The organism is Actinorectispora metalli (assembly GCF_056323685.1).
Window position 1 is genome coordinate 2,306,493 of the sequence record NZ_JBREYE010000001.1, and the last position, 26,590, is coordinate 2,333,082.

At 67.7% G+C, this 26,590-nt stretch carries 25 protein-coding genes; 9 read left to right on the forward strand and 16 right to left on the reverse strand.

What is annotated here, in order from left to right; all coding sequences use genetic code 11:
• Nucleotides 1-4: 4 nt before the first annotated feature.
• From ACU6XJ_RS10785 to ACU6XJ_RS10835, 11 genes are all read right to left on the reverse strand, one after another.
• Nucleotides 5-814: an ABC transporter permease gene (locus ACU6XJ_RS10785; protein WP_476309248.1), complete on the reverse strand. Its 810-nt coding sequence runs from the start codon at nucleotides 812-814 to the stop codon at nucleotides 5-7.
• Entirely contained in the window at nucleotides 811-1,770 is a 960-nt protein-coding gene (locus ACU6XJ_RS10790; RefSeq protein WP_476309251.1) for an ATP-binding cassette domain-containing protein, read from the reverse strand. Before ACU6XJ_RS10790 ends, ACU6XJ_RS10785 begins: the two co-directional genes overlap by 4 nt.
• 28 nt (nucleotides 1,771-1,798) lie before the next feature.
• A complete protein-coding gene (locus tag ACU6XJ_RS10795) occupies nucleotides 1,799-2,644 on the reverse strand; it encodes a DUF4097 family beta strand repeat-containing protein (protein ID WP_476309254.1) in 846 nt (281 codons plus the stop codon).
• A gap of 72 nt (nucleotides 2,645-2,716) precedes the next feature.
• Entirely contained in the window at nucleotides 2,717-3,238 is a 522-nt protein-coding gene (locus ACU6XJ_RS10800; RefSeq protein WP_476309257.1) for a YlcI/YnfO family protein, read from the reverse strand.
• 135 nt (nucleotides 3,239-3,373) lie between these two features.
• Nucleotides 3,374-4,426, reverse strand: coding sequence for an LLM class flavin-dependent oxidoreductase (locus ACU6XJ_RS10805; protein WP_476309260.1), 1,053 nt, complete (start codon nucleotides 4,424-4,426; stop codon nucleotides 3,374-3,376).
• 160 nt (nucleotides 4,427-4,586) lie between these two features.
• Complete coding sequence (gene dnaB / locus ACU6XJ_RS10810; protein WP_476309263.1) at nucleotides 4,587-5,960, reverse strand: replicative DNA helicase; 1,374 nt, start codon at nucleotides 5,958-5,960, stop codon at nucleotides 4,587-4,589.
• A gap of 519 nt (nucleotides 5,961-6,479) precedes the next feature.
• A complete protein-coding gene (gene rplI, locus ACU6XJ_RS10815) occupies nucleotides 6,480-6,932 on the reverse strand; it encodes a 50S ribosomal protein L9 (protein WP_476309266.1) in 453 nt (150 codons plus the stop codon).
• Nucleotides 6,933-6,951: 19 nt separating this feature from the next.
• Complete coding sequence (gene rpsR, locus ACU6XJ_RS10820; protein ID WP_476309269.1) at nucleotides 6,952-7,191, reverse strand: 30S ribosomal protein S18; 240 nt, start codon at nucleotides 7,189-7,191, stop codon at nucleotides 6,952-6,954.
• 95 nt (nucleotides 7,192-7,286) lie between these two features.
• On the reverse strand, nucleotides 7,287-7,778 hold the full coding sequence (locus ACU6XJ_RS10825; RefSeq protein ID WP_476309272.1) for a single-stranded DNA-binding protein: 492 nt from the start codon (nucleotides 7,776-7,778) through the stop codon (nucleotides 7,287-7,289).
• Nucleotides 7,779-7,798: 20 nt separating this feature from the next.
• Nucleotides 7,799-8,095, reverse strand: coding sequence for a 30S ribosomal protein S6 (rpsF, locus tag ACU6XJ_RS10830; RefSeq protein WP_476309275.1), 297 nt, complete (start codon nucleotides 8,093-8,095; stop codon nucleotides 7,799-7,801).
• A 130-nt stretch (nucleotides 8,096-8,225) separates the two neighbouring features.
• Nucleotides 8,226-9,068 carry a hypothetical protein gene (locus ACU6XJ_RS10835; RefSeq protein ID WP_476309278.1) on the reverse strand — a complete coding sequence of 281 codons (843 nt, stop codon included), beginning with the start codon at nucleotides 9,066-9,068 and terminating at the stop codon, nucleotides 8,226-8,228.
• Between the two features lie 52 nt (nucleotides 9,069-9,120).
• Here ACU6XJ_RS10835 and ACU6XJ_RS10840 point away from each other — a divergent pair, with 52 nt between their 5' ends.
• From ACU6XJ_RS10840 to ACU6XJ_RS10850, 3 genes are all read left to right on the forward strand, one after another.
• Nucleotides 9,121-9,276, forward strand: a complete 156-nt coding sequence (locus ACU6XJ_RS10840) for a hypothetical protein (protein WP_476309280.1) — start codon at nucleotides 9,121-9,123, stop codon at nucleotides 9,274-9,276.
• 137 nt (nucleotides 9,277-9,413) lie between these two features.
• A complete protein-coding gene (locus ACU6XJ_RS10845) occupies nucleotides 9,414-10,184 on the forward strand; it encodes a deoxyribonuclease IV (protein WP_476309283.1) in 771 nt (256 codons plus the stop codon).
• Complete coding sequence (locus ACU6XJ_RS10850) at nucleotides 10,181-11,524, forward strand: glycosyltransferase family 87 protein (protein WP_476309286.1); 1,344 nt, start codon at nucleotides 10,181-10,183, stop codon at nucleotides 11,522-11,524. The genes ACU6XJ_RS10845 and ACU6XJ_RS10850 overlap by 4 nt, the downstream gene beginning before the upstream one ends.
• Here the strand turns inward: ACU6XJ_RS10850 and ACU6XJ_RS10855 are convergent.
• Nucleotides 11,493-11,825 (reverse strand): hypothetical protein, encoded by a 333-nt coding sequence (locus ACU6XJ_RS10855; protein ID WP_476309289.1) that lies wholly within the window; start codon nucleotides 11,823-11,825, stop codon nucleotides 11,493-11,495. The genes ACU6XJ_RS10850 and ACU6XJ_RS10855 overlap by 32 nt on opposite strands.
• Nucleotides 11,826-11,869: 44 nt before the next feature.
• Entirely contained in the window at nucleotides 11,870-13,453 is a 1,584-nt protein-coding gene (locus ACU6XJ_RS10860) for a glycosyltransferase family 87 protein (protein WP_476313926.1), read from the reverse strand.
• 1,176 nt (nucleotides 13,454-14,629) lie between these two features.
• Here ACU6XJ_RS10860 and ACU6XJ_RS10865 point away from each other — a divergent pair.
• Entirely contained in the window at nucleotides 14,630-15,079 is a 450-nt protein-coding gene (locus tag ACU6XJ_RS10865; RefSeq protein WP_476309292.1) for a hypothetical protein, read from the forward strand.
• A 74-nt stretch (nucleotides 15,080-15,153) separates the two neighbouring features.
• On the opposite strand, the gene ACU6XJ_RS10870 is transcribed toward ACU6XJ_RS10865, so the two are convergent.
• The gene (locus ACU6XJ_RS10870) at nucleotides 15,154-17,454 is read right to left on the reverse strand and encodes a transglycosylase domain-containing protein (RefSeq protein WP_476309295.1); all 2,301 of its coding nucleotides are present in this window, start codon (nucleotides 17,452-17,454) and stop codon (nucleotides 15,154-15,156) included.
• Between the two features lie 569 nt (nucleotides 17,455-18,023).
• On the reverse strand, nucleotides 18,024-18,428 hold the full coding sequence (locus tag ACU6XJ_RS10875) for a DUF5318 domain-containing protein (protein ID WP_476309297.1): 405 nt from the start codon (nucleotides 18,426-18,428) through the stop codon (nucleotides 18,024-18,026).
• A 193-nt stretch (nucleotides 18,429-18,621) separates the two neighbouring features.
• Here ACU6XJ_RS10875 and ACU6XJ_RS10880 point away from each other — a divergent pair, with 193 nt between their 5' ends.
• Together ACU6XJ_RS10880 and ACU6XJ_RS10885 are read left to right on the forward strand one after the other, a co-directional pair.
• Nucleotides 18,622-19,182, forward strand: a complete 561-nt coding sequence (locus tag ACU6XJ_RS10880; RefSeq protein ID WP_476309299.1) for a PadR family transcriptional regulator — start codon at nucleotides 18,622-18,624, stop codon at nucleotides 19,180-19,182.
• Nucleotides 19,183-19,261: 79 nt separating this feature from the next.
• Nucleotides 19,262-20,353, forward strand: a complete 1,092-nt coding sequence (locus ACU6XJ_RS10885) for an inositol-3-phosphate synthase (RefSeq protein ID WP_476309301.1) — start codon at nucleotides 19,262-19,264, stop codon at nucleotides 20,351-20,353.
• A 49-nt stretch (nucleotides 20,354-20,402) separates the two neighbouring features.
• Here the strand turns inward: ACU6XJ_RS10885 and ACU6XJ_RS10890 are convergent, their stop codons facing one another.
• A complete protein-coding gene (locus tag ACU6XJ_RS10890; protein WP_476313928.1) occupies nucleotides 20,403-21,836 on the reverse strand; it encodes an amidase in 1,434 nt (477 codons plus the stop codon).
• 275 nt (nucleotides 21,837-22,111) lie between these two features.
• On the opposite strand from ACU6XJ_RS10890, the gene ACU6XJ_RS10895 reads away from it, so the two are divergent.
• From ACU6XJ_RS10895 to ACU6XJ_RS10905, 3 genes are all read left to right on the forward strand, one after another.
• A complete protein-coding gene (locus ACU6XJ_RS10895; protein WP_476309302.1) occupies nucleotides 22,112-23,326 on the forward strand; it encodes an MFS transporter in 1,215 nt (404 codons plus the stop codon).
• Between the two features lie 236 nt (nucleotides 23,327-23,562).
• Entirely contained in the window at nucleotides 23,563-25,614 is a 2,052-nt protein-coding gene (locus ACU6XJ_RS10900) for a PhoX family protein (protein ID WP_476309305.1), read from the forward strand.
• A gap of 224 nt (nucleotides 25,615-25,838) precedes the next feature.
• Nucleotides 25,839-26,525 carry an SDR family oxidoreductase gene (locus ACU6XJ_RS10905; protein WP_476309308.1) on the forward strand — a complete coding sequence of 229 codons (687 nt, stop codon included), beginning with the start codon at nucleotides 25,839-25,841 and terminating at the stop codon, nucleotides 26,523-26,525.
• The last annotated feature ends 65 nt before the right edge of the window (nucleotides 26,526-26,590 follow it).

Here is a 26,590-nt window from a genome sequence, read left to right on the forward strand (position 1 = left end):
GCGGTCAGCGGGAGAACTCGCGGTTGAACAGCCGCTTCGACCAGAGGTATCCGCCAAGGGCGATGACGGCGCACCAGGCGAGCGCGATCCACGCGTTGTTCCCGATCGGCTTGTCCATCAGCAGGCCGCGCAGGGTTTCGATGATCGGGGTGAACGGCTGGTACTCGGCGAACCAGCGCAGCCCGGCGGGCATGGAGTCGGTGGGGACGAACCCGCTGCCAAGGAAAGGCATCAGCACCAGCGGCATGGGCAGGTTGCTCGCGGTCTCCACGCTCTTGCTCACCTGGCCGAGCGCGACGGCGAGCCAGACGAGCGCGAACGCCACCACCACCAGGAAACCGGCCGTGGCCAGCCACCCGCCAACCCCGGCGGCGGGCCGGAAGCCGACCAGCAGCGCGACCCCGATCACGATCGCCAGGCTGAGCATCGCCTGGATCACGCTGCCCAGCACGTGTCCGGTCAGCACCGAGACGCGGGCGATGTGCATGGTGCGGAACCGGGCGATGATGCCCTCGGTCATATCCATCGCGATCGAGATCGCGGTGCCCTGAACCGTGGCCGTCACGGTCATCAGGATGATCGCGGGCGCGACATAGTTGACGTAGTCGGCGCGCCCGCTCGCCACGCCGCCGATCCCGGCGCCCAACGCGCCGCCGAACACGTAGACGAACAGCAGCAGGAAGACGATCGGCATCCCGACGAGCATCAGCGTCATCGACGGGTACCGCAGCATGTGCTTGAGGTTGCGACGCAGCATCGTCGCCGAGTCGCGCAACGGGTAGAACCGGAGGCCCGCGTGGGCAGCGGTGCTCATCGGGTGGTCACCTTCTCGTTCTTGGGGTTGCCGGTGAGGGCAAGGAAGACGTCGTCGAGATCGGGGGTGTGCACGGACAGCTCGTCGACCTGGATGGCCCGGTCGTCGAGGCGGTCGATCAGGGTCTTCAGCGACCGGAGGCTGCCGTCACTGGGCACCCGCAGGGCGAGCGCGTCACCGTTGGGCGAGGCATCGCCCAGCACAAGCGCGGCCGCGTCGAGGTGACGCTGGTCGGCGAATCGCAGGCGAACATGTCCACCGGGAATACGGCGCTTGAGCTCATCCGGGGTTCCCTCGGCGACCAGCCTGCCGTGGTCGAGAACCGCGATCCGGTCGGCCAGCTCGTCGGCTTCCTCCAGGTACTGGGTGGTCAGGAAGATGGTGACGCCGGTGGCCACCAGGTCCCGGACGATCTGCCACATGCCCCGCCTGCTGCGCGGGTCCAAGCCGGTGGTCGGCTCATCGAGGAAGATCACCCGCGGGCTGCCCACCAGCGTCATCGCGAGGTCAAGCCGCCGACGCATACCCCCGGAATACGTCGCGACCGGCTTGCCCGCCGCGTCGACCAGATCGAACTGCTCGAGCAGTTCGGCGGCGCGCCGCTTCCCGTCACCCCTGGCGAGGTGGTGCAGGTCCGCCATCAGGAGCAGGTTCTCCTTGCCGGTGAGCAGGTTGTCCACCGCCGAGAACTGGCCGGTGACACCGATCGCGGCGCGCACCGCGTCGGGCTCGTCCGCGAGGTCGTGGCCCGCGACCCGGACGTCACCGGCGTCGGCGCTGATCAACGTGGACAGGATCTTGACGGTGGTGGTCTTCCCGGCGCCGTTCGCGCCGAGCAGCGAGAACACCGTTGCCCGCGGGACGGTCAGGTCGATGCCATCGAGCACGACGTGGTCGCCGAACGACTTGCGCAGCCCGGTCACCGCGATCGCGGGCTGGGATTGCCTGGTGGTCATGATTTCCCCTCAGTGATGTCGGATCAGGTCAGGAACGGCGGATCGTGATGCCGCCGAACGAGGTGCGTGCGCGCACCTCGACGGTCTCGTCTGACTCCTCGGGCCGGGCCGCGTTGTCCAAGAGGTTGCGCACCTGCCCGAACCCGGTGTTCACCTCGAGCCAGGCCGCGGTGTTCTCGGCGATGCCGATCTCCAGGTCGCCCATCGCGGTCCCGATCTCGACCGAGCCGCGGACCACCTCGCCGAGGCGGATGTTGCCGTTGGACGTCTTCGCGTCGACACCCGCGCTCGCCCGGTCGACGGAGATGTCGCCGTTCGCCGAACGCACCCGCACATCGCCCGTGACCGTGTCGATCACGGTGTCGCCGTTGGAGTTCTTGACGACCGCGGAGCCGTCGATCGCACCGACGCGCACCTTGCCCGAGCCGGTGTGGATCTCGGCGTGGCCCGCGACGCCGTCGGCGGTGACGTGACCGGCCGCGGTGTCCACCCGTAGTGGACCGGTCCGCTCCAGCCGAACGTTCCCGGTGGAGGTCTTGAACCTGCACTCCCCGAGCAGGCCCATGCCGCTGAGATCCCCCACCTGTACGTCGCCGGACACCTGCGAACCGCTGGGCAGGTCGATGGACACCTCGACCGACCTGCTCTTGCGGGAGAAGTCGAAAGCGCGTGATTTCGGCCCGATCACCTGGAGCACGCCGTTCGCGTAATCGACGCGGACCCGCTGGGCGGCTTGCACATCGGACTCGTCCGACGGATCGCTTGGACGCACGTCGACGGCGGTGTCGGTGCGCTCGCTCGCGCTGATCCGCACATTGCCGACGCCAAGCTCGAGCGTGACGGAAACCGGTTGAGGCGTCTCGAATGTGGGCATGGCTGTCCCCTCGTCATGAGTAGGTGACACATCCCCGCAGGTCGGGGCGTGGTGTGGTGGAAAGCGGTGCGGTTAGCGCACCCAGCCGGTGAAGCTCTGCTTGCTCCACTTGCCGCCGTCGCGCTGCTCGGGGCGCTGCTCGCGATCGGATCGCTGCAAGGCGGTCGAGGCCGCCCGGACCAACCAGGCGTTGACCGACCGCCCCTCCTTGGCAGCGGCCTCCTCCACCGCGGCCTTGAGCTGCTCCGGGAGACGCAGGTTGATCCGCGAGCTGGGCCCGTCCTCGGCGATCAGCGCACCGCCGCCCACCGTCTCCGGCTCACCCTCGGTCGCGTCCCCGATCGGCTCGGCGGGCGGCACGGTCACGACGAAGTCCGGATCGCGTCCGCGCAACCGCAGCTGCACCGACCCCGGCGCCAGATCCTGCGTGACCTCGTCCGCGGCGGCGGACAGCGCCTCCAGCAACGTCATCCGAATCGCCGACTCCAGCGACCCGGACAGGCGCTCGACCAGCGCACGCGCCTCGTCACCACCGGCTTCGGCAAGCGTGGCGAACTCACGTCCGAGGTTGCTCACATACGGGGTCAGGTCCATGACGCCATCGTGGCACAACTATGGCACCACTGCAAGCCAACTTGGCTCAGCTTGGGTGTCACGCGGCACCAAATGGCACCTCGGGCTTGAAATGCCCGTCAAACAAAGGCGGGTACGTGCGGCAGGCGGGTCCGCTCAGGTGAGGAGTTTCGCGAACTTGGCCATCTCGGTGGGCGGGTCGATCACCGGCTGGATGAGCAGTTCGTCGATGCCTGCCTGCTCGAGGGTGGTGATGCGGGCGAGGAGCTCGTCGCGGGTGCCGACGAGGGCCAGGGTGTTCATCAGCGAGGGCAGGACCAGGTCCCGGTCCTGCGGTGCGATGCGTCCGAGGTAGTTCGCGTAGAGCTTGGTGTGCCGGTCCGGTGCGGTGGCGGTGGTGCCGCGCCGGTCGAGGAGGCGCCGCACCGCCGCGCGTTCCTCGGGGCCTAGTTGCTCGGTGAAGGCGGGCGTCTCGGCAGCGGTGTCAGCGGCGAAGGCCAACAGCGACAGGACGAGGTGACCGGTCGCGTCACGGGCTGTGTCGCTGTCGGGGTCCTCGTCCTCGTCGAGTATGTGGAGCGCGGTGACCAAATAGGAGTCGGTGCGGTGGGGTGTGCCTTGGGCGGCGTGACGGCGGGCGTCGTGCAGCGCGTGCCAGGCGGCGGGGTCCAGCAGACCGAAGGACATGAGGCCGGTGCCACGGCGGCCTGCGACGGCGGCGGCCTTCGGTCCGAGCGCGGCCACGACGAACTCGATCGGGTCGGTGGTGTTCACGTGCGCCCCGCTGTGCAGGAACCGGATGTCGCGGACCCGGTCACGTTCGCGGTACTCGGTCGAGCGTCCGGCGCACAGGTCCTGCAGTGCGGCGGTGAACTTCTCCAGGGTGGCCGCCGTGGTCGGCGGCATGCCCAGGGTGCGACGGGCGGTGTTTCCGGTGCCGACCCCGCAGCTGATCCGGCCCGGTGCCAGGGCGTTGAGGCTGGCGAACCCGCTCGCGGCGGCCGGGGCCGAGCGCAGCGCCGGTGAGGTCACGCCGATGCCGAGCCTGATGCGGCTGGTGGCCTTCGCGCACAGTCCCAGGGCGACAAAGGGGTCGCCGTGGACCATCGGGGTGTCATTGACCCAGAAGCTGTGCAAGCCCAACTCCTCGGCCAGCACGGCGAGGTCCTCCACGCCGGGGTGTGCGGTGACCACGACGCCTGCGCGCACGATGCCTCCAACGTGCTGGTCGTTGCTTCGGCCGGTCGGATGGTGAACCGGGCGGCGAAACGTCCTGCCGAGCGCCGCACTGTCTCAGCTCCGCTTCACAATGAAAGGGAAATGAAGCGCGGTGGGAGATGAAGTCGGTTTGAGACGCTACAACCCGCGTTCAGCTTTGGGCCATGTCCACGAAGCGGCTGTAGTGCAGCTGGTGGGCCACGGTGATGGTGCTCGTCGGGCCCGCACGGTGCTTGGCGAGGATCAGGTCGGCCTCGCCCGCCCGCGGGTCGTCGCGCTCCCAGGCGTCCGGGCGGTTGATCAGGATGACCATGTCGGCGTCCTGTTCCAGGGAGCCGGATTCACGGAGGTCGGACAGCATCGGACGCTTGTCGGTGCGTTGTTCGGGGCCGCGGTTCAGCTGGCTGATCGCGATCACCGGCACCTCGAGCTCCTTGGCGAGCAGCTTGAGCTGCCGGGAGAACTCCGAGACCTCCTGCTGCCGCGACTCGACCCGCTTGCCCGAGCTCATCAGCTGCATGTAGTCGAGCACGATCAACCGCAGGTCGTGCCGCTGCTTCAGCCGCCTGGCCTTCGCCCGGATCTCCATCATGGTCATGTTCGGCGAGTCGTCCACGAACAGCGGCGCCTCGCTGATCTCGCTCATCCGCCGCGCCAACCGCGTCCAGTCCTCGTCATTCATGCGCCCACCACGCATATCACCCAGCCGGATGCGCGCCTCCGCGGACAGCATGCGCATCACGATCTCGGTGCGGCTCATCTCCAGCGAGAAAATGACGCTGGTCATCCCATGCTTGATCGACGCTGACCTGGCAATATCCAATCCCAGCGTCGACTTGCCCACGCCGGGCCTGGCCGCGATGATGATCATCTGGCCGGGGTGCAGGCCATTGGTGACGGCGTCCAGGTCGGTGAAGCCGGTGGGGATTCCCAGTGCGGCGCCGCCGCGGGAAGCGATGGCGTCGATCTCGTCCATCGTGGGCTGCAGAAGCTCTTCGAGCGCGATGAAGTCGTCGCTGGTCCGCCGCTCGGTGACCTCGTAGATCGCCGCTTGGGCCCGGTCCACCACATCGTCGATCTCGGCGCCCTCTGCGCCGTTGTGGCCAAGCTGCACGATGCGGGTGCCCGCCTCGATCAGCCGCCGCAAGATCGCCTTCTCCGAGACGATCTCCGCGTAGTAACCCGCGTTCGCCGCGGTGGGCACGGTGGCGATCAGCGTGTGCAGATACGGGCCCCCGCCCACCCTGAGCAGCTCTCCGCGCCGCTCCAACTCGGCCGAGACGGTGATCGGGTCGGCGGGTTCACCGCGGCCGTAGAGGTCCAGGATGCAGTCGTAGACGGCCTGGTGCGCGGGCCGGTAGAAGTCGCCGGGGCTCAGCACCTCCACCACATCGGCGATGGCGTCCTTGGAGAGCAGCATGCCGCCGAGCACGGACTGCTCCGCGGGCAGATCCTGCGGAGGCTGTCGGTCGAACCCCCCTGGCCCGCTGCCCATCGCGGGACCACGATCGTCGATCAGTGCCACCGGATCTCCCCTCCCCACCGGATTCACGGCGATGTTGTCGCACCTATGTTCTATGGCCGTCGAAGCGAAGCCAAGCACCAACACGGCGATCTACACAGGGCGCGAGCGGGGACGCTAGATCCCCCGACCGGAGCAAGCAAATGAGGCTGTGGGCAAACCTGTGAGTAGGTTGTGGATGCCTCGGGATGACTGGCCACAGGCTTCCGGCGACCTGTGGAGAACCTGGGGACAACTCGGCTCGGTGGCCGGAATTCCGCACCTCAAAGGGTGTGTACAACTTGTGGAGAAAATGACTCCAAATGGGTTCGGCGTGTTGCCTGTGACGCCCTGCATGGCGTGTCGCGGAGCAACTGTCACATCTTGATCGTCGTCACGCACTATTGCGCCGAAAGAGTGAAAGCGCCGCCCGTTCGGAAGAATGAACGGGACGGCGCTTTCCCAGCGTGATCTATTTGACGCGGCAGCAACGGGATGGGCGGGTGAGGTCACTCCGCCGAGCCCGCTGGGGCGTCACGAGTGTCAACTCGCTGTGACCTGCAGGTTCAGTGCGAACTTGACCTCGGGGTGCAGCCGGACGGTCACCTGGTGCTTGCCGACGGTCTTGATGTGACCGGGAAGCTCGACGATGCGCTTGTCCAGCGTGGGGCCACCGGCGGCCCGGATCGCGGCCACCACATCAGCGTTGGTGATCGAGCCGAACAGCTTGCCGCTGCCCTCGGCGGCCTTGGCCGCCAGCTTCACGGGGCTGATGCCCTCCAGCGCGCCCTTGAGCTCGCGGGCGTGGTCCAGGTCGCGGACCCGACGGGACTCCTGGACCCGGCGGATCGTCTGCACCTGCTTCTCCGCACCGCGGGTGGCCGCGATGGCCATGCCGCGGGGCAGCAGGAAGTTGCGGCCGTAGCCGTCCTTGACCTCGACAACGTCACCAGGACCGCCGAGGCCGCTCACGTCAGTGGTGAGGATGAGCTTCATTCCTCTGCACTCCTGTCAATCAGCGGGCGGTCGAGGTGTAAGGGAGCAGGGCCATCTCACGGGCGTTCTTCACCGCGATGGCGACGTCGCGCTGGTGCTGGCAGCAGTTGCCGGTCACACGACGGGCCCGGATCTTGCCCCGGTCGGAGATGTACTTCCGCAGCAGCGTGGTGTCCTTGTAGTCGATCAGCTGCGCGGACTTGTCCTTGCAGAACGTGCAAACCTTCTTCTTAGGCTTGCGAACTGGCGCCTTGGCCATGGTGTCGTCCTCCTGTTACGGACGCGGTTGTGGGCTCGGTCAGGGCGGCGTGCTGCCGCCGGTTGAGCACCTGTGGTCTTCGTCTTCTGCGGTGTCTAGAACGGCGGTTCGTCGGAGAACCCGCCGCCGGAACCGGCGGGCGGGGCCGAACCCCACGGGTCATCGGCGGGAGCACCGGAGCCGCCGCCTGCGGGCGCCCCGTAACCACCGCCACCGCTGCCGCGGCTGACCTTGTTCACCTTCGTCGTGGCGTAGCGCAGCGAGGGGCCGACCTCGTCGACCTCCATCTCCACCACGGTCCGCTTCTCACCCTCGCGGGTTTCGTAGGACCGTTGGCGCAACCGCCCCTGGACGATCACCCGCGAACCGCGGGTGAGCGACTCGGCGACGTTCTCCGCCGCCTGACGCCAGATGTTGCACCGCATGAACAGCGCGTCGCCGTCCTTCCACTCGCCGCTCTGGCGGTCGAAGGTGCGCGGCGTCGAAGCAACCGTGAAGCTGGCAACCGCAGCTCCGGACGGGGTGAACCGCAGTTCGGGGTCCGCCGTCAGATTGCCGACAATGGTGATCGTCGTTTCGCCTGCCATTGGTTGGCGACTCCCGCGACTCAGGCTGCCCGGACGGTGCGCCGCAGCACCTTGGTGCGCAGCACGGACTCCGTCAGGTTCAGCTGGCGATCCAGTTCCTTGACGGCTTCGGGCTCGCAGTTGATGTCGATCAGCGCGTAGATGCCCTCGGTGCTCTTGTTGATCTCGAAGGAAAGCCTGCGCTTGCCCCAGACATCGAGCTTCTCGACGGTGCCGTTCGACTCGCGGATCACGTTGAGGAACGTGTCCAGCGACGGCGCAACGGTGCGCTCATCGAGGGTGGGATCGAGGATGACCATCATCTCGTAATGACGCATGAGGACCACTCACCTCCTGTGGACTCGGCGGCCACGGGCTCTCCGTGGCAGGAGGGTCGTCGCGTCAGCAACCTGACAAGGCTAACAACTCCCCGCGGGCGGCTCTCGGCCGCCCCCGGGAGGAGGCTGGTCAGCCGTTCAGACGGGAGCGCGTGCGACGCAGCAACACGGTCCGCACCAATGCCGCCGCGACCATGGCCAGTGCCAGTGCGGCGAACACGATGGGCGCCGCCACCCGGCCGTTCAATGCCAGCGGCACCGACACCGCGCTGCCCGCGTTCATCACGCCGTCGCGGTTGTTCTGGTCCCAACCCAGGATGCCGAACTCCGGCACATGGCCCATGCCCTCGCCGTAGCGGAACGCGGGCGACGGTGCGAACTGCCCTGGCAGCGCGTACGGCAGGTTGGTGTAGTCGTACATCGGAACCCGGCCGTTGCGGAACTGACTCAGGAAGCCGTTCGGGTTGAGTACCGCCCCGTTCTCCGAGGCGCCGGGTATCGGTGCCTGCGGTTGGCCCGGCACGGGCTGGCCCGGCGGGACCTGCGGCTGCGTGCCCGGGTTGCCCGGACCTGGCGGGGTGCCGGGAGCGGGCTTGCCGGGGCCACCTGGGCTGCCGGGCAGGATCTGCTGGGCGGCGCCGCCGATGGCGTCGACACCCTGCTGGACGGGCTCGACGACCTTCTGGATGACACGCATCAGGACGCCGCACTCACCGCCGAGTGCCTTGGTCACGCCGCCGGTCACGGTCGCGATGACCTGCCCGAGGACGGGGATCTCGCGAAGACGCTGGTTGACCTTGGTCGCGATCGTGCCGCCGGAGACGGCGGTCTCACCCGAGGCGGGCATCGCGCCCAATGGGATCGGGCCCTTGCCGGTGAAGACCTGCATCGCCTCGTCGACCACGAGCGGTCCGAGGATGGGAACGGCGCGGATGATGCCGCCCACCCGTCCGGACACCGCGGCAGGACTCATCTGCACCGCCTGGCCAGGTTCGCCACTGACCGTGGTCTTACAACTGCCCACCGTGAGTGGTGCGGCGGCTGTAGACGTGCTGATGGCAGCGAAAGCACTGGAAAACACCAGCACGAACACCGCAGCGGTCAAGGTGAAGAACCTGCGCATGCCCATGAACCTCCATGGTGGCTACCGGCTGGTAACTCACGACCGTACGCTGATTTAGTGACGCCGGCTACGGCCGGCCAGTCGAATTTTAGGCCGTTTGGCGCAAAACGGTGTCCGCCCGGTCGTTCTCTCTGCGCGTACATCCCGGTGTATCGCGGTGCGAGAGTGTCGGAGCCGACCACTACCCTCGTGCGCATGCGTATCGGGGCCCACGTTCGTGACGACGACCCGCTCGGCGCGGCACTGCGGCGCGAGGCCGATGTCGTCCAGTTCTTCCTGGCCGATCCACAGGGGTGGAAGAAGCCCCAGCCGCACCCGCAGGCCGACCAGCTTCGGGACAGCGAGCTCACCGTGTTCGTGCACGCGCCCTACGTGGTCAACGTGGCGACGCTGAACAACCGCATCCGCATCCCCTCCCGCAAGCTGGTCAGCCAGCACGCGGAGGCCGCGGCGACCGTGGGCGCTGCCGGGCTCATCGTGCACGGCGGCCACGTCAGCAAGGGCGACGACCCGGCCGAGGGCTTCGCCAACTGGCGCAAGCTGTTCGAGCGGCAGGCCGAGGCGGGCGGCTTCGCGGTGCCGATCCTGATCGAGAACACCGCGGGCGGCGACTTCGCGATGGCGCGCAAGTTCGACATGCTGGCCAGGCTGTGGGACGAGGTCGGCGAGTTCGGCGCGGGCTTCTGCCTGGACACCTGCCACGCGCACGCGGGCGGTGAGGCGCTGCTCGGCGTGGTGGAACGGGTCAAGGCCATCACCGGGCGGATCGACCTGGTGCACCTGAACGACTCCCGTGACGAGTTCGGCTCCTGCCGCGACCGGCACGCCAACATCGGCAGCGGCATGATCGAGCCCGAGCTTCTCCTCGCCGTCTGCGCCGAGGCTGGCGCGCCCGTCGTGGTGGAGACCCCGGCCGAGGGCCAGTCCGCGGACATCGAGTTCCTCCGGGGCAAGCTTCCGCGGTGACCCAAGGCAGCCTCGTCAGCGCCACCGCCGAGCGGCCCGTCCTGCTGCCGCGGCGGCCGACGCGGTTCACCGGCGCGGGGCTGGCCATGCTCGTGGTGCTGTGCGGGCTGACCCTGTTGGCGGGCTTCGCGAACAAGGACCGCTGCACCGGCCCGGAGTTCGACGACCGCGGCCGCAGCGGACCGGCGTATGTCGAACGTGCCTACGGCGAGATGTGCTACTCCGACATCCAGCACCTGTGGATCGGCCGGGAGATCAACCGCCACGTCTTCCCCTACGTCGAGGGCGGCATCAGCCCCGACGGCGAGCTTTACGGCGGCTCGGTGGAGTACCCGGTGCTGACTGGCGTGCTGATGTGGGCGGGCGCGTCGTTCGCCGACAACGACGCCGATTTCCTGGCCGTCTCCGCGCTGCTGTTGGCGCCCTTCGCCCTTGCGGTGGCCTGGCTGCTCGGGCGCATGACACGGTGGCGCGCCCTGATCTGGGCGCTGGCGCCGCCGCTGGTGCTCTACGCCTTCCACAGCTGGGACCTGCCCGCGGTGGCGGCCACGGTGGGCGCGCTGTATCTGGCGCGCCAAAGGCGTTTCCTGCCCGCGGCTGTGCTGCTGGGCCTCGGTGCCGCGGTGAAGCTGTACCCGGGGATCTTCGTGCTGCCGCTGGCGCTCTACGTCTACAGCCACGGCCGAGACGTTCGTGGCGCGCTGGCCGTGCTCGCCGCTGGTGCGGGCACGGCGATCGCGGTGAACCTGCCGTTCATGGCGTTCGGCTACGAAGGCTGGCGGGCCTCCATCACCTTCCAGCAGCTTCGCCAGGTGGACATCACCACGAACTCGCTGTGGTTCTGGGGTTTCCGCCCCGCGTCCAACCCGGAGAACGAGGGCTTCCAGGCGATGGTCGACTGGCTGTCGCCGCTGATGATCCTGGTGTCCTTCGCGGTGGCCATGGCGTTGGGCTGGCGCCGGTACCGCAGGGACGGCAGCTTCCCGCTGATCGCCGTGTGCGGCGCGATGCTGTGCGGTTTCATGCTGCTGCACAAGGTGCACTCGCCGCAGTACACGCTGTGGCTGCTGCCGTTCCTGGTGCTGCTGCGGGTCGGCTGGGGCTGGATCGCCGCCTACCTCGTCGCCGACGCCGCCCTGGGCATCGGCATCTTCCGCTGGCTGTACCTGGTGCAGGCGGGCGAGCCGATCGGCATCTACGACGGCCCCGCCGCCCAGTCCGTGATCATGGGCGTGTGGGGCCAGGTCGCGCTGCTGGGTTGCCTTTTCTTCCTGTTTCTACGCAGCGATGAGGTGCCGGAAACCGACCTCAGCAGGCCGGCGCGTGCCGCGCACTGGTGACCACGCTGTCTCGTGAGATCACCTCGAGGTGCGAGGCCCGGCCGTTCGGCAGTTCGACATCGGTCTGCACCACACCGAGGTAACCCACGGCGCCCCCCTTGACCGTCTTGCCGTTGAGCTTGATGACGAACGGCGTCAGGTCATCGCCCTCGGCCTTGCGCCAGACGTTGACGAACACCCTGGGCTGCGGTTCACAGCGCAACTCGCCGATGCGGGCCTCGACCGTCGGTGCCGCACCGAACGCGGTGCCCGCGGCGACCATCACGAGACCGCCGACCAACGCCGCCAACCGAACAACCATCCCGAAACGCTCCATTCCTCGCCGACCCTGCCCGGTCGGCGAGATTAGCGCCCCGCACCCGCGGGCGACGGCTCCTCGACGGCCTCGTCGCCCGATCTCACCCGACCGTGATCGGCGGACCGCCCACCCAACCGGAACCGATCCGGCGCGTCCTCCAGCACACCCCCGGACGGATCGTCGTCCCCGGCCTGCCGCACCTTGTCCGACTCGGGCCGGTAGATCTCCCGGATGACCAGCACCACCATGGCGATGACGAACAGATCCCGCAGGACCACCGCCCCCAGGAACCAATCCTGCGGCAGCCCCTTCTTGTCCTCGCCGAGGTAATAGAACATGCGCGGCGCCCACACAAAGGCGTCGACCGCCATCCAGGCCAGCAGCAGCCGCCAACGCGGCAACGCGAGCACCGCCAACGGAATGAGCCACAGCGAGTACTGCGGACTCCACACTTTGTTGGTGAGCAGGAAGGCCGCCACGACAAGGAAAGCCAACTGCGCGAACCGCGGCCGCCGCGCCGCGGTCAGCCCGATCCAGCCGATCCCCGCACAACACACCAGGAACAACACCGCCGTCACCGTGTTCAGCACCGTCGGCGGCTGCCCGTGCGCCAGCGGCCCGTCAAAGCCCTGCCAGCCGGTGAAGTACGAGACGACGTTGTAGATGGAGTCCGGATCGGCCCCACGCGAGGTGTTCAGCCGGAAGAACTCCCGCCACCCCGCCGGATAGTTCAACGCGATCGGCAGGTTCACCGCGAACCACGCGACGACCGCCGCCAAGGTGGTCTTCAGCCCATCCTTGAGCTTCCCGCTCCGCAGACACAGGATCAGCAGCGGCCCGATCAGGAACAGCGGATACAACTTGGCCGCGCCACCCAGCCCCAGCAAAACCCCGGCGAGCCAAGGCCTCTTGCGCGCCCAAGCCAACATCCCGGTCGCCGCGAACGCCGTCGCCAACGCGTCGAAGTTCGTGAACACATGGACCGCGACCAGCGGTGAGACCGCCGCGATCGCCGCGTCCCACTTCCGCCGCCTGGTGAGCCCCACCACCGCCCAGATAGTGATCATCCACGCCGCGGTCAGCCACAGCACGGTGATGTCGAAGTAGATGACCACCGGCAACGTCGAGGGCAGCAGCCCAGAACTCGACAACACCAGATACCCGTTGGTCAGCTTCGCGTTGAGCCATTGGAACAGCCCCGTGAGGACGGGGTATTCCATGTACCGCACCTGGGCCTGCGGCGTCCCCTCGTTGTCCACCCACGAGGTCGCATACGGAAAGCCACCCTTGTCCAACCGCTCCGCGGTGTAGAGCGGAACGGTGTCGGAGTAGCACATCGCGGTGTACTGCCGACTGTCCCGCCAGTCCAGCTGCAACACCCCGGCAGTGTCGGTATAGGTCTGCACACACGGCGCCTTGGCCAAATACCCCAACGCCAAGAACGTCACGGCAAGCAGCAGGATCACCCGAAGCGGCGTCCAAAACCATGCCCGCCCAACCACCGCATGCTCCCCCAGCGGCCCCCCGAACACCCTCGAGGCCAACCGCGCCAACGGCTCCGTCCGACTGGCCACCACCCGATCCCCGGGCCCCAAAGACTCCGTGTCAATCCGCGAAGCGACCGCCGTCATCCCCGGCTCGTCCTCCGCCGCCCCCACCCCACTGATCCCTCTGGACACGCGCGGATCGTACGCCGATCAACCTACGGTCCCATACCCCCACACGCCCAGAAGCGGTACGGATTGCGATGGAAGTACGATTAATTGGGGATCCGGTTGTGTTTAATGCACGCAATAGTTTCCACTTTCAGTGGCGGCGGTCACCCGAATTACTCCGTCCTTCTGTTGATTTGCGACGGACCGGCTGCTTACCCTCCTCGCCGGAGGTGGAAGGCGCTCCGGGGGGAGCGCGAGTATGGCCGGGGGATACGTCAGTCAACTGTGTTCGCCCCAACCCGTTGCCAGGTGGGCTTGGGTTATCGCCATGGGCATGCGGCATGTAACGACGATGAATGGGTAAATCCATTGATGCGGGGCCCGAAGGGGGGCGACGACTTCCGTCGTGGCGATTTTCGGTCAAGTTGTGTTCCGGAATCGGCGATCACGGCTCCGTTTACGCGGGACCGGCCTTGCGTGAGCAGAGAAAGCTTCCACCCGAACGGCAAGGGGACGGATGCATACGCGCGTGTGATGACAGATGCATTGCGAGCCGCACGATATGGGGAGTGAATTGTGCTCAGATGCGATACGGCGGTGAAAATGATCGCGGCAAGAAGTGCGGCATTGATGCTGGCTTTCGTGTCGGTGTGCATGCTTCCGGGCTGCGGGGCGATCACCGGCGAGCGTGATGCGAATGAGGAGATGAGAAGTCGCGCTCCTCGACTGTCCGACTCGTTGCGAGTGGCTGCGGTAGATGGCGAACTCTCCGACGCCGAGATCGGCGAGAAAGCGAGTGAGGAAAAGGTGAAGTCGTCGACGTTAAGCGTTCAGGAGATTTGGTCGACGTCGCATTGCTATTCTCTGCGGAGAGGCAGAGTCTTGTTGGATCAAGTGCCCGCTTACTCGTTGTGCTATCAATTCTCCCTCACGGGTGTCGGTTCCGGTCGGCCCGACGTGAAGTACGCGGAGGCTGACGTCTGTCGCCGAACCACATAATTCAAATCCCTGGTTCTTTTCTGGCCGACCAATAGCTGGATAGGTACGTGCCCACCTTCCGGACGGAGGGTGGGAAATAATGCTCGCCTCGTTTTTCTGGCGTCCAGATCCTTGGCCGCAGGAGTTCGATGCTGTCGATGAAAGGTATATCAAATGTTCAAGAAAATTACCGTCGCGTTGGTGCTTTCGGTCTCCACTCTTTTCCTCGTCCCCATGGGATCAGCGGTGGCGCATGCCAGGGACTGCGCGGGTGGCGCGAATGGATTCGTAGACATTCCGGACGACCTCGACGGCTCGGATGCGGCCCGTGTCCAAATTGAGGGGACGGGAAGTGTGTTGCTGCTCGAGTTCGGCAATGTGCGAGGCCAGAACAGAGGTTGGGCCAGGTTCGCGGGCAGCAGTGTCATGAGCCTCCACGACGACGACAAGGTGTGGATGGACTGGTCTCAGGACGGTGGCCGGACCTGGCTGCAGTGCGGCCCGTTCGGTATCACCAAGAACAGATACTCCATCACTTCCGCTGCCAAGAACACACACCCGAACTACAAGTTCCGTGCCGGCGCTTCGCACAAGGGGGCCATCTACCTGACCCGCTGGGTCTAGTTGATCCGGCGAGGAAACCGAAGGGGCTTCTCCGTGGCTGTGGAGAAGCCCCTTCGACACGTCCGATCGTCCAGCTAGAAATCCTCGCCCGGTCCGGGTTTGCCGCGGCCGTCGCCGGGGCCCGGTCTTGGCGGCGGGAACTCGCCGTCGGTCGGGTTGGTTCCACCAGGTCGGGTCGGCGTGGTTGTGCTGGTGCACGGGTTGAAGATTCCACCGCACGGCCGGTTCGGCTTGGTCGGGAAGCCGGGGGCGTTGGAGTCGGTCGGGAAGGGGAACGTCGAGCCGGGGAGATTGCTCGGCTCCGTGGACTCGGAAGGCGAGTTCGAGGTGGACGTCTCGGACCGGTACTTGCCGATCGGGTCGACCGGCGGGAAGTTGACCACCTTCTTGTCGCGGAGGTAGCTGTCCATGAAGAGCCGCCAGATGGCGCCGGGCTCGTCCTTGCCGTAGATCCGGTGGCCCTTCCGCCCGCCGTAGTTGCCCTCGATGGGTTGGGCGAGTTCCGAACCGACCCACACCGCCGCGGCGACCTGCGGGGTGTATCCGGTCATCCAGGCGTCGGAGTTGTCCGCGGTCTTCTGGAACTGGTGGGTTCCGGTCTTGCCCGCGGCGGGACGGTTCCTGTCCAAGGTCAGCTTCGAGTACGGCAGCACCCCTTGCATCGCCTCGGTGGCGTTGCTGACGACGTCCTTCTCGAGGGCCCTCGTGGGCTCCTCCAGGGTCAGCTGGATCTCGCCGTCCTCACCCTTGGCGGACTTGATGAAGTGGGTGGGGTTGCGCATTCCCTCGTTCGCGAAGGTGGCGTAGGCAGTGGCCATGTCGATGACCCGCACGGGGTACATGCCGAGCGACATACCCGCTTCCAGCTCGCCACCCTGGGGGTTGACCAGCTGTTCCTGCTTGCCGACCTTCTTGGCGATGCCCATATCGTGTGCGACCTGCTTGACGTTGTTCAGGCCGACGTCGATACCAAGGTGCACCAGCGACGTGTTGACGGACTTCTCGATCGATTCGCGGACGGTGCAGTGCTTGCCGCAGGGGCTCTTGCCCTCGGAGTTGTTGAACGGCGTGGCGCGGATGGTCTGCGGGGAGCTTCCGTCGTACTCCTGGCCGAGACCGATGCCCTTCTTCAGGGCGGCCGCCATCACGATCGGCTTGAACGACGAGCCCGGCTCCTGCCTGGATTGGCTGGCGTAGTCCAGGCCCGCGCCGTCCTCGCCGCCGTAGTAGGCCAGCACGCCGCCGGTCTTGGGATCGATCGCGACGATGGCGGTCTTGAGGTATTCGGGTTGCTGGGTTTCCTTCATCACCTTGGCGACGGAGTCCTCCAAGGCCTTCTGCGCCTTGGGATCGATCGTCGTGGTGATCTCGTAGCCCTTCCGGCTCACCTGCTCCCAGGAAACGCCAAGGGAGTCGATTACCTCGGCCTCGACCTTCCGCTTGATGAACAGCCTGGACCCGGAGACACCGTTGCCTTCGTCGGGCTTGCGGGGCAGCACCTTGGGGAATTTCATGGCATCCCGCTCGGCCTTGGGCAGAGCCCCCATCTCGACCATGCCGTTGAGCACGTAGTTCCACCGTGCCTCGGCCTGCTCCGGATCCACGGCGGGATCCCAGTCGGTGGGGCGCTGGATGACCTGTCCGAGCACGGCGGCCTCGGCGATTGTCAACTGGTCGGTGGACTTGTCGAAGTAGGCCTTGGACGCGCTTTCGATGCCGGTGGCGCCGCGACCGAAGTAGATGATGTTCAGGTAGGCGTAGAGGATCTCGTCCTTTCCATACGCCTGGTCCAGCTTGGCGGCGATGCAGATTTCCTTGAACTTCCGCCAGTAGGAGGCCTCGTCGTCGCCGGTGGCGTTCTTGACGTACTGCTGGGTCACCGTCGAGCCGCCGCCCGATCCGCCTGTTGCCTGCTTCCAGACGGCACGGGCGATACCGGTGGGTGAGAAGCCTTTGTGCTCGTAGAACTCCCGGTCCTCGGCAGCCAGCACAGCCTGCTTGACGTGATCGGGGATCTTCTCCGGAGGGACCACGTTCCGGGCGCCGTTCTGGCTGATCTTGGCCAGGTCGTCGCCGTTGGAGTATTTGAGCGTGACGACCTTGTTGCTCTTGTCGATCAGCGTCTGGGGCCGTTCGACCTCGAAGAAGATGTAACCGAGGATGAAGGCGACCAGGGGGCCCGCTACGCCGATGATGGCGGCGATGACGCTGTACTTGCGGACGCGGCGCCACAGGAGGGCGCGTTTTTCGGCCTGGAGTTCTTCTTCGGTTTTGCGCCGCTTGCTTGGGAGCGGTCGGACGGGAAGGTCCGGCGGTGCGTCGGGAGGCCCTGGCATCGGGTCGCGGTGCGTGAGCAAGTCGTTTCCACCCGCCATGAGTTGGGTCCTGGCGCGGCCAGGACGGGGTGCTCCCCCGGGTGGTGTGCTCAGTGGCGGTGGTGCCATGCCCGTGCCTCCCGGCGGGGTGCCGGGGCCGCGGCCCATGGGTCGGTTCGGGCCGCCCGGTACGCCCTGGCGTCCATTGGGTACGGGGGCTCCGGGCGCGCCGTTCATCCGGCCGGGTGGTGGCGGCACAGGTGCGCCTGCCGGGGCGGGGCGGGGCGGTTGGGGTCGCGGGCCGCGCTGGGGGCCGCCGGCGGCGGGCGGGGGCTGGCGGTTGGGCGCGGGGCGCGGGGGCGGTGGGGGTTGCGGGGCGCCGCGCGGTGGGGCGGGCTTGGCAGGGGATTCGTCGTCATCCCAGCTTGGCGACCAGGCACCGGTGCTCTCGTTCGGCTGCTCTGGTGCGCGACCGGGGGGTCGCCCCGGCTGCCTTCCCGGGCCGGGCCGCTGGTTGTGGCTGTCGTTCACGAGTTATTGCCTCCCAGACCGGCGTCCTGCGCGGTCCACCGCTGAGTCGTCGACCGGCGCCGGGACGGCTCCGTCCCGGTTGCTCCAACACGAGCTGGTCACTCGGCGGCAGTCCTTCGACGAGAACCGGGGGCGCTGTGGCCACCCGTTCCCAAGACGTATGACTGCACCAGGTGGTTCCAACTGCACGTCCGGCAAACTTCGACGACGTACACGGTGAACTCTTCGAACAGTGTCGCCATGCGGGTGAGTTCTTCAAGAGCGCGAGCGGATCCCGATGCGTGCTTGAGCTCGTCTCCGTAGACCCAGAACACCTGGGTGAGCTGCTCTTTGCGGCATACGGGGCAGGTGACCGCACTCGGCTGGCCGTGAAACTTCGCAGCCCGCAGCAGGTAGGGGCCTGCGTCACAGACCTCCGTGACCCCGAGACGACCTGCGTAGACCTCCGCGAGCAGCGCACGGCGCTGCAACGCGTAGTCCACGACCTGTCGTTGGGTTCGCACCCTGACAGGGTACGTGCCTGTCCAGGGCGATCTATGGGCCGTTCAGGGCAGCAGTGGCCGCCGTCATGACCGATCTTGCCGGTCCGCCGTCCGATGATCGGAGTTCTGGGGTCCGCGCGCACCCTGCCAGATGTATCGGTCCGATATAAGCTGGTGTCCTATCGCGGGGAGCGAATGCGGAGGAGGCATCGCGGTGCTGGAACTGGCCATTCTCGGGTTGCTGCATGAGGCGCCCATGCATGGCTACGAGCTCCGGAAGCGGCTGCACAACCTCCTTGGGGCATTTCGGGCGTTCTCGTACGGCTCGCTCTATCCGACACTGCGCAAGCTGCTCAGGGCGGGGCTTATCGCCGAGGAGAGCGACGAGGAACACAGTGCGACCTCGCCGACCTTGGCCTGGGGAAAACGGGCTCGCCGCGTGTACAAGTTGACGGCTGAGGGCAAGGAGCGCTTCGCCGACCTTCTCGCCGACGGTGGGCCGCAGACCTGGGAAGACGACTGCTTCGGCGTCCATATGGCGTTCTTCTCCCGGACTCCCGCCGAGGTGAGGATGCGGATTCTGGAGGGACGGCGCCGTCGGGTCGAGGAACGTCGGGAGGGGTTGCGGTCGGCGTTGGCCAGAGCGGGTGAGCAGATCGACCGTTACACCCGAGAGCTGCACCGGATGGGGTTGGACAGCTCGGAACGCGAGGTGCGGTGGCTCAACGAGCTCATCGCGCACGAGCAGGCCGAGCAGCGCACAGCCGAGGAATGAACACCGGCGTCCGATTGCTACCTGAAAAGAACAGTGATCGGGCCGAACTGAACAGCAGAAGAAAAAGGAGGACCCGGCCATGAGCGGACACCGCCGCACCGTGCGGGTGGCCATTGTTGGGGTTGGCAACTGCGCTGCGTCGCTGGTGCAGGGCGTGCACTACTACCGCGACGCCGATGCCGACGCCCGGGTTCCGGGTCTGATGCACGTCCAGTTCGGCGAGTACCACGTGCGTGATGTGGAGTTCGTGGCCGCGTTCGATGTGGACGCCAAGAAGGTCGGCCGGGATCTGTCCGAGGCGATCGTGGCCAGCGAGAACAACACGATCAAGATCTGTGACGTGCCGCCCCTCGGCGTGACCGTGCAGCGCGGGCACACCTTCGACGGTCTTGGCGAGTTCTACCGCGAGATCATCACCGAGTCGGATGAAAACCCGGTGGATGTGGTCACCGCGTTGAAGGACGCGCAGGCGGATGTCCTGGTGTCCTACCTTCCCGTCGGCTCGGAAGAAGCCGACCGCTTCTACGCGCAGTGCGCCATCGACGCCGGGGTCGCGTTCGTCAACGCCCTGCCCGTGTTCATCGCCTCCGACCCGGAATGGGCGCAGAAGTTCACCGACGCCAGGGTCCCGATCATCGGCGACGACATCAAGTCCCAGGTCGGCGCCACCATCACCCACCGGGTGTTGGCGAAGCTGTTCGAAGACCGCGGAGTGGAACTACTGCGCACGTATCAGCTGAACTTCGGCGGCAACATGGACTTCATGAACATGCTCGAACGGAGCAGGTTGCAGTCCAAGAAAATCTCGAAGACCCAGTCGGTGACTTCCCAGGTGCCGCACGAGATGGAAAAGGCCGCCGTCCACATCGGGCCCTCGGATCACGTGCCGTGGCTGGACGACCGCAAATGGGCCTACGTCCGCCTCGAAGGCCGCGCCTTCGGCGACGTGCCGTTGAGCATGGAATACAAACTCGAAGTCTGGGACTCCCCCAACAGCGCCGGTGTGATCATCGACGCCATCCGCGCCGCCAAGATCGCCAAAGACCGAGGCATCGGCGGACCCATCCTCTCCGCCTCCAGCTACTTCATGAAGTCCCCACCCGAGCAATACTCCGACAGCGAGGCGCGGGACAAGGTCGAGCAGTTCATCCGCGGCGAAATCGACCGCTAGGACGGTGGGCACCCGCGAGAGGCGGGTGCCCACCGTTATCCGTTGAGCCTCAGGGCTTTGGCGGCATCGTCGGGAGGTACCGCGGTGGCTTGCGGGCCTTGCTCGCCTGCTCGTAGGCGGCGCCGAGGGCGAGCACCTTGGCGTCGGACCAGCGGGACCCGAACAGCGAGAGGCCGAGCGGGAGCGGGCCGGTGAAGCCCGCGGGGATGCTGACGTGCGGGTACCCGGCCACGGCCGCGGGGGTGGATGAGGGGATGACGTCGTTGTCCCCCCGGACGCAGTCCGTCGTCCAGGCCGGTGGGTTGGTCGGCGCCGCGATGGCGTCGAGGCGGTGGGCGGCCATCGTCTCGTCAATGGACCGCCGCGCGAGATCGGTCAGGTTGGCGCGCAGTTTCTGGTAGCCCGGGTCGTCGGGACCGGGGGCCTTGACGGCCGCCTCGAAGAGCTCCTGGCCGGGGAAGCAGGTCCGTTCGAGTGGGTCGTTGCGGTTGTACTCGATGAGCTCGTCGAGGGTCTGCGGGACACCGGGGCGGGTGGCGAGGTAGGCCTCGATATCGCGGTGGAACTCGGTGAGCAGCGCGGGGAACTCGTCCCTGGCCAACTGGTCCTGGTAGGGCGGGGTGACCTCGACGACGGTGGCGCCGTTGCGGCGCAGCAGGTCCGCGGTTCGGGTGAGCATGGCGTCGACCTCGGGGCCGAGGTCGAGCCGCCAGAGGCCGATGCGAGCGCCCCTGAGTCCGAACTCGTCCAGTGCGGACACGTAGTCGGTGGTCTGGTCGGCGGGGTAGTCGGCGGTCTTCTCGTCGGCGGGGTCGCGGCCCTGGAGCACCGAGAGGGTGGCCGCGGCGTCCACGGCGTGTCGAGCCATCGGGCCCGCGGTGTCCTGCTCGCCCGAGATCGGCACCACCCCGGCGCGGCTGACCAGGCCGAGGCTGGGCTTGTAGCCGACGACGCCGGTCATGCCCGCGGGGCAGACGATCGACCCGTCGGTCTCGCTGCCGATGGCGACCTGGGCGAGGCTCGCCGCGACGGCGACCGCGGAGCCCGAGGAGGAACCGCAGGGGTTGCGGTCCAGGACGTGCGGGTTGTTGGTCTGCCCGCCGACCGCGGACCAGCCCGAGGTGGGCTTGGCGGAGCGGAAGTTGGCCCACTCGGAGAGGTTGGCCTTGCCGAGGACGACGGCCCCGGCCGCGCGCAGGCGGCGGACCAGGGTGGCGTCGGCGGTCGGGTTGGGCTTGCGCAGCGCGCGTGAACCGGCCGTCGTGGGCATGGTCGCGGTACCCACATTGTCCTTGACCAGCACCGGGATTCCGTCGAGGAGGCCGAGCGGTCGGTGGTGGCGGTGGCGGCGGTCGCTCTCGGCGGCCTCGCGCAGAGCGGCGGGATTGGTGGTGATCACGGCGTTCAGGCGGGGGTTCAGCCTGCGGATGCGCTGGAGGTAGGCGCCGGTGAGCCGGACGGAGGTGAGGTCGCCGTCGGCCATCCGGCGCTGCGCCTCCGGGATGGTGAGGCGGTCCAGTTCGGCTCCCCCCAGCGGCGCGGTACCCGCGGTGGCGGGCAGCGCGAACAGCGAGGTCAGGATCGTGATGAGGGTCGGCAGCGCCAGGCTGCGACGGGCTACGAAGGGCACACCTCAACAACATCCGGCGGCGCACCCACCGTCAATCACCCATCTGCCCGCGTCGGTGGCGGACATCGGCAGGCGGTGTGTGAGGCACTTTATATTTGAGGCCGATGTAAATTTGTTAGCGTTGCTAAGTGACTTCTGATGGGGTTCGGCTGCTGGACGTGTTCAAGGGGCAACCGCGTGCGGTGTGGGTGACGGCGTTCGGGGCGGTGATCGCGTTCATGGGTATCGGGCTGGTGGACCCGATCCTGCTGTCGATCGCCGAGGCGCTGCACGCGGGCCCCGAGCAGGTGACGCTGCTGTTCTCCTCCTACCTGGGCGTCCAGGTGCTGGCCATGCTGCTGACCGGGGCCAGTGCCGCGCGGTTCGGCGCCAAGCGCACCCTGTTGGGCGGGCTGACGCTCATCGTGATCGCCGCCGGGCTGTGCGCGCTGGCCGACACGATCCCGCAGCTGGTGGCGCTGCGGGCGGTGTGGGGGTTCGGCAACGCCTTCTTCATCGCCACCGCCCTGAGCGTGATCGTCGGCGCGGCGTCCGGCGGGCAGCAGGGGGCGATCCTGCTGTACGAGGCCGCGCTGGGCATCGGGCTGTCCGCGGGGCCGCTGGTGGGCGCGGCGCTGGGCAGCATCTCCTGGCGGGGGCCGTTCGCAGGTACCGCCGCGCTGATGGGCATCGCGTTGATCTCCTGCGCGTTGTTCCTGCCCAAGGACGCACCCGCGGGCGAGCGGGTGAGCCCGCTGGCACCGCTGCGGGCGTTGCGTCACCGCGGGCTGCTGCGCACCTCGATCGGCTCGGCGCTCTACACCGCCGCGTTCTTCGCGGTGCTGGCCTGGTCGCCGTTCGTGCTCGAGGCCAGTGCCGTGGAGGTCGGGCTGATCTTCTTCGCCTGGGGTGTCTGCGTCGCAGTCGCCGGCGTGTTGTTGGCGCCGCGACTGGCGGCGGTGCTGGGTGAGCGACGGGCCACCGTGCTGGTGGTGATCGGCTACGGGCTGCTGCTGGCCGTGATGGCGGTGCCGAACAAGCCGCTGCTGATCGCCTGCGTTGTGGTGTCCGGGCTGCTGTCGGGGCTGCTGAACACGCTGTTCACCGGTACGGCGATGAGCGTGAGCGACGCCCCGCGGCCGGTGGCCAGCGCGGGATACAACTTCTGCCGGTGGCTGGGCGGGGCGCTGGCCGCCACCCTGGTCGGGCACATCGCGGCCTGGCTGGGCTTCGTGCGGGCGCCCTTCCTGATCGCCGCGGCGGCCTGTCTGGTCGCGGCCGTGGTGCTCGGACTGCCCGGCAGAGCCGAACGGGATTCGCACCGGGTGCCTGCCATGGCCGCCCTGGTCGGCGAGGAGCTTTAGGGCACGTCACCTGCCCGACATGATCCGTTTGCCGTGAACGCGGAGTGAATGGGCGCTGACATGCGGTGGGAAGCTATCCAATCGTGATCTGCGGCGCGGTAGTTCGTTTGGCGTTCACCTTCACGTCTAGGAAAAACCGTTTCACCGGCCTACGGTTCGGCCGTTCCCACCGCAAAGCTTCTGGAGGTCCTGTGTCCTCACGGCCCGAGCTGGGGCGGGTCGTCCCGCTCCCTCTGTTGCCCAACCACCCCCTGGGCAGATCCGCGGTCACCTGTGAGTACCGCTGTGGCAATGCCTGTTCCCACGACGCGCCCAACACCTCGGACAACCCGTACTTCGGTGATGTCGTCGCCGAGGTGGTCAGCCGCCGGGGTGCGCTCAAGACCGCCGCCGTGCTGGCCGTCGCCGCGACCGGTGTGAGCGCCGCCGCCGGTTCCGCCGCCGCCGCGCCGTCGGCCGCTGGTGCGGTGGCCGACGCCGAGGCCAAGGCCGGTCGCCCGACGCCGGGCACCAACTTCACGCCCGTCGCGCCCAACACCAAGGACGCCGTGACGGTGCCCGATGGCTACGAGCAGCAGGTGCTGATCCGCTGGGGCGACCCGGTGCTGCCCGGCGCGCCCAAGTTCAACCTCGACGACCAGAGCGCGAAGGCCCAGGCCCAGCAGTTCGGCTTCAACAACGACTTCTGCGGGCTCGTGCCGCTGGACCGGGGCGGGCGCACCGAGCGCTTCCTCATGGTCAGCAACCACGAGTACACCAACGAGAACAACATGTTCCGCACCTGGGACCCGAACAACGCCACCAAGGAGCAGGCGGAGATCGCCTGGGCCGCGCACGGCCTCTCGGTGGTCGTCGTGGAGCGGGACCGCCGCTCGGGCAAGCTCGAGGTGAAGCTCGACAAGCACTACAACCGGCGCATCACGCTCACCACGCCGTTCGAGGTGCGTGGGCCTGCCGCCGGTTCGGACTACCTGAAGACCTCCGCCGACCCGACCGGTCGCAAGGTACTCGGCACGCAGAACAACTGCGCGGGCGGCGTCACGCCGTGGGGCACGATCCTGTCCGGCGAGGAGAACTTCAACCAGTACTTCGCCAACGCCGACAACGTCCCCGACGCGAAGGCCAAAGAGCGGAATAGCCGCTACGGCATCAAGGGACTGGCCAGCCTGCGCAAGTGGGAGCGCTACGACAAGCGCTTCGACGTGGCCCAGGAGCCCAACGAGGTCAACCGGTTCGGCTACATCGTGGAGATCGACCCGCACGAGCCGAACTCGGCGCCGATCAAGCACACCGCGCTCGGCCGGTTCAAGCACGAGGGCGCCAATGTGCACGTCACCCGCGACGGCCGCGTCGTCGCGTACATGGGCGATGACGAGCGCTTCGACTACATGTACAAGTTCGTCTCCGACGGGCGGATGAAGCGCGGCGACAGCAAGCGCGCCCGCGAGCACAACAAGACGCTGCTGGACTCCGGCACGCTCTACGTCGCCAAGTTCACCGGCGACAGCCCGGCGGCGGAGATCGACGGCTCGGGCACGCTGCCCAAGGACGAGGCTTTCGACGGCACCGGCAAGTGGATTCCGCTGGCCCACAACAAGACCAGCTTCGTGGAGGGCTTCACCGCGGAGGAGGTCTACATCTTCACCCGGCTCGCGGCCGACAAGGCGGGCGCGACCAAGATGGACCGCCCCGAGGACGTCGAGCCGCACCCCTACACCGGCAAGGTGTACGCGGCGCTGACCAACAACACCGACCGCGGTGCCACCGGCAAGCCCGGCGTCGACGAGCCGAACCCGCGCATCCGCAACAAGCACGGTCACGTGCTTGAGCTGACCGAGGACCGCAACGACGCCACCGGCACCACGTTCACCTGGACGCTGCTGCTGGTCTGTGGTGATCCCAACGCTAAGGACACCTACTTCGGCGGGCAGGTGGACCGGAGCCAGATCAGCCCGATCTCCTGCCCCGACAACGTGGCCTTCGACCGCTGGGGCAACCTGTGGATCTCCACCGACGGCAACCAGCTTGGCAGCCATGACGGGCTGTTCGCGGTGCCGGTGGCCGGTCCGGAGCGCGGCAAGGTTCGGCAGTTCCTCACGGTGCCCGCGGGCGCGGAGACCTGCGGTCCGGTGATCGAGGAGCGCTTCGTGCTGGTCTCGGTGCAGCACCCCGGCGAGGACGGCACCGTCGCCGCCCCGCAGTCGCACTGGCCCGACGGCGGCACCAGCGTGCCGCGCCCGGCTGTGGTCGCGGTGCGCAAGTCCGACGGTGGCCGCATCGGCTGTTAGCGATCTCGCTTTCGCCCGCGGCGGTGAGCCGCTGCCGCGGGCGAAAGCCAGCGTCCTGAGTCGGAGGTTTGTTGCCCGTATTTCGTGATCCGGATGGTTGCAGGCAAGGCGGCGAAAAACCGCTTGTACCGGGTGTACCGGGGTTTTTCGCCAACGCCGCCTGCGGCCATCCGGGCGCGGAAGACGGGTGACGAACCTCCGACTCAGGACGCTAGGGTCGGGGTATGGGTGATCGTCCACTTGCTCTGATCACGGGTGCCTCTCGCGGCATCGGCGCCGCTGTCGCGCGGGCCCTGGCACCCGCGCACGACCTGTTGCTTGGCGGCCGCGACGAACAGGCTTTGGCGGCGCACGCCGAGTTGCTGTCGGGCGCGCGGCCGTGGCCGCTGGACCTCACGGACGAGCAGGCGCTCGCCGCCGCCTGCCGGGACATCGACCGGCTGGACGTGCTCGTGCACAGCGCGGGCGTGGTCGAGTTGGGCTCCATCGCGGACACCCCGGCGGAAAGCTGGCGGCGGACCCTGGAGCTCAACGTGGTCGCGGTGGCCGAGCTCACCAGGCTGCTGCTACCCGCGCTGCGGGCGGCGGGCGGGCACGTGGTGCTGATCAACTCCGGTGCGGGCCTGAACGCGAACGCGGGCTGGGGCAGCTACGCGGCCAGCAAGTTCGCCCTGCGAGCCTTCGCCGATGTGCTGCGGGCGGAGGAGACGGCGCTGCGAGTCACCTCGGTGCACCCCGGCCGGGTCGCCACCGACATGCAGCGCGGGGTACGCGCCGCCGAGGGCGGCGAGTTCAACCCCGACGACTACCTCACGCCAGACTCGGTGGCCGACGCCGTCTTCGCCGCGGTGTCTGCGGGCGAGGACGCACACGTCACCGAGGTGGTCGTCCGCCCCAGACCGCGTGGCTGAGCCACGCCTCGCCGACCACCCGCGAGGCTGATGCCGCATCGCGGCACACCCGTCGCGTGGCGGGC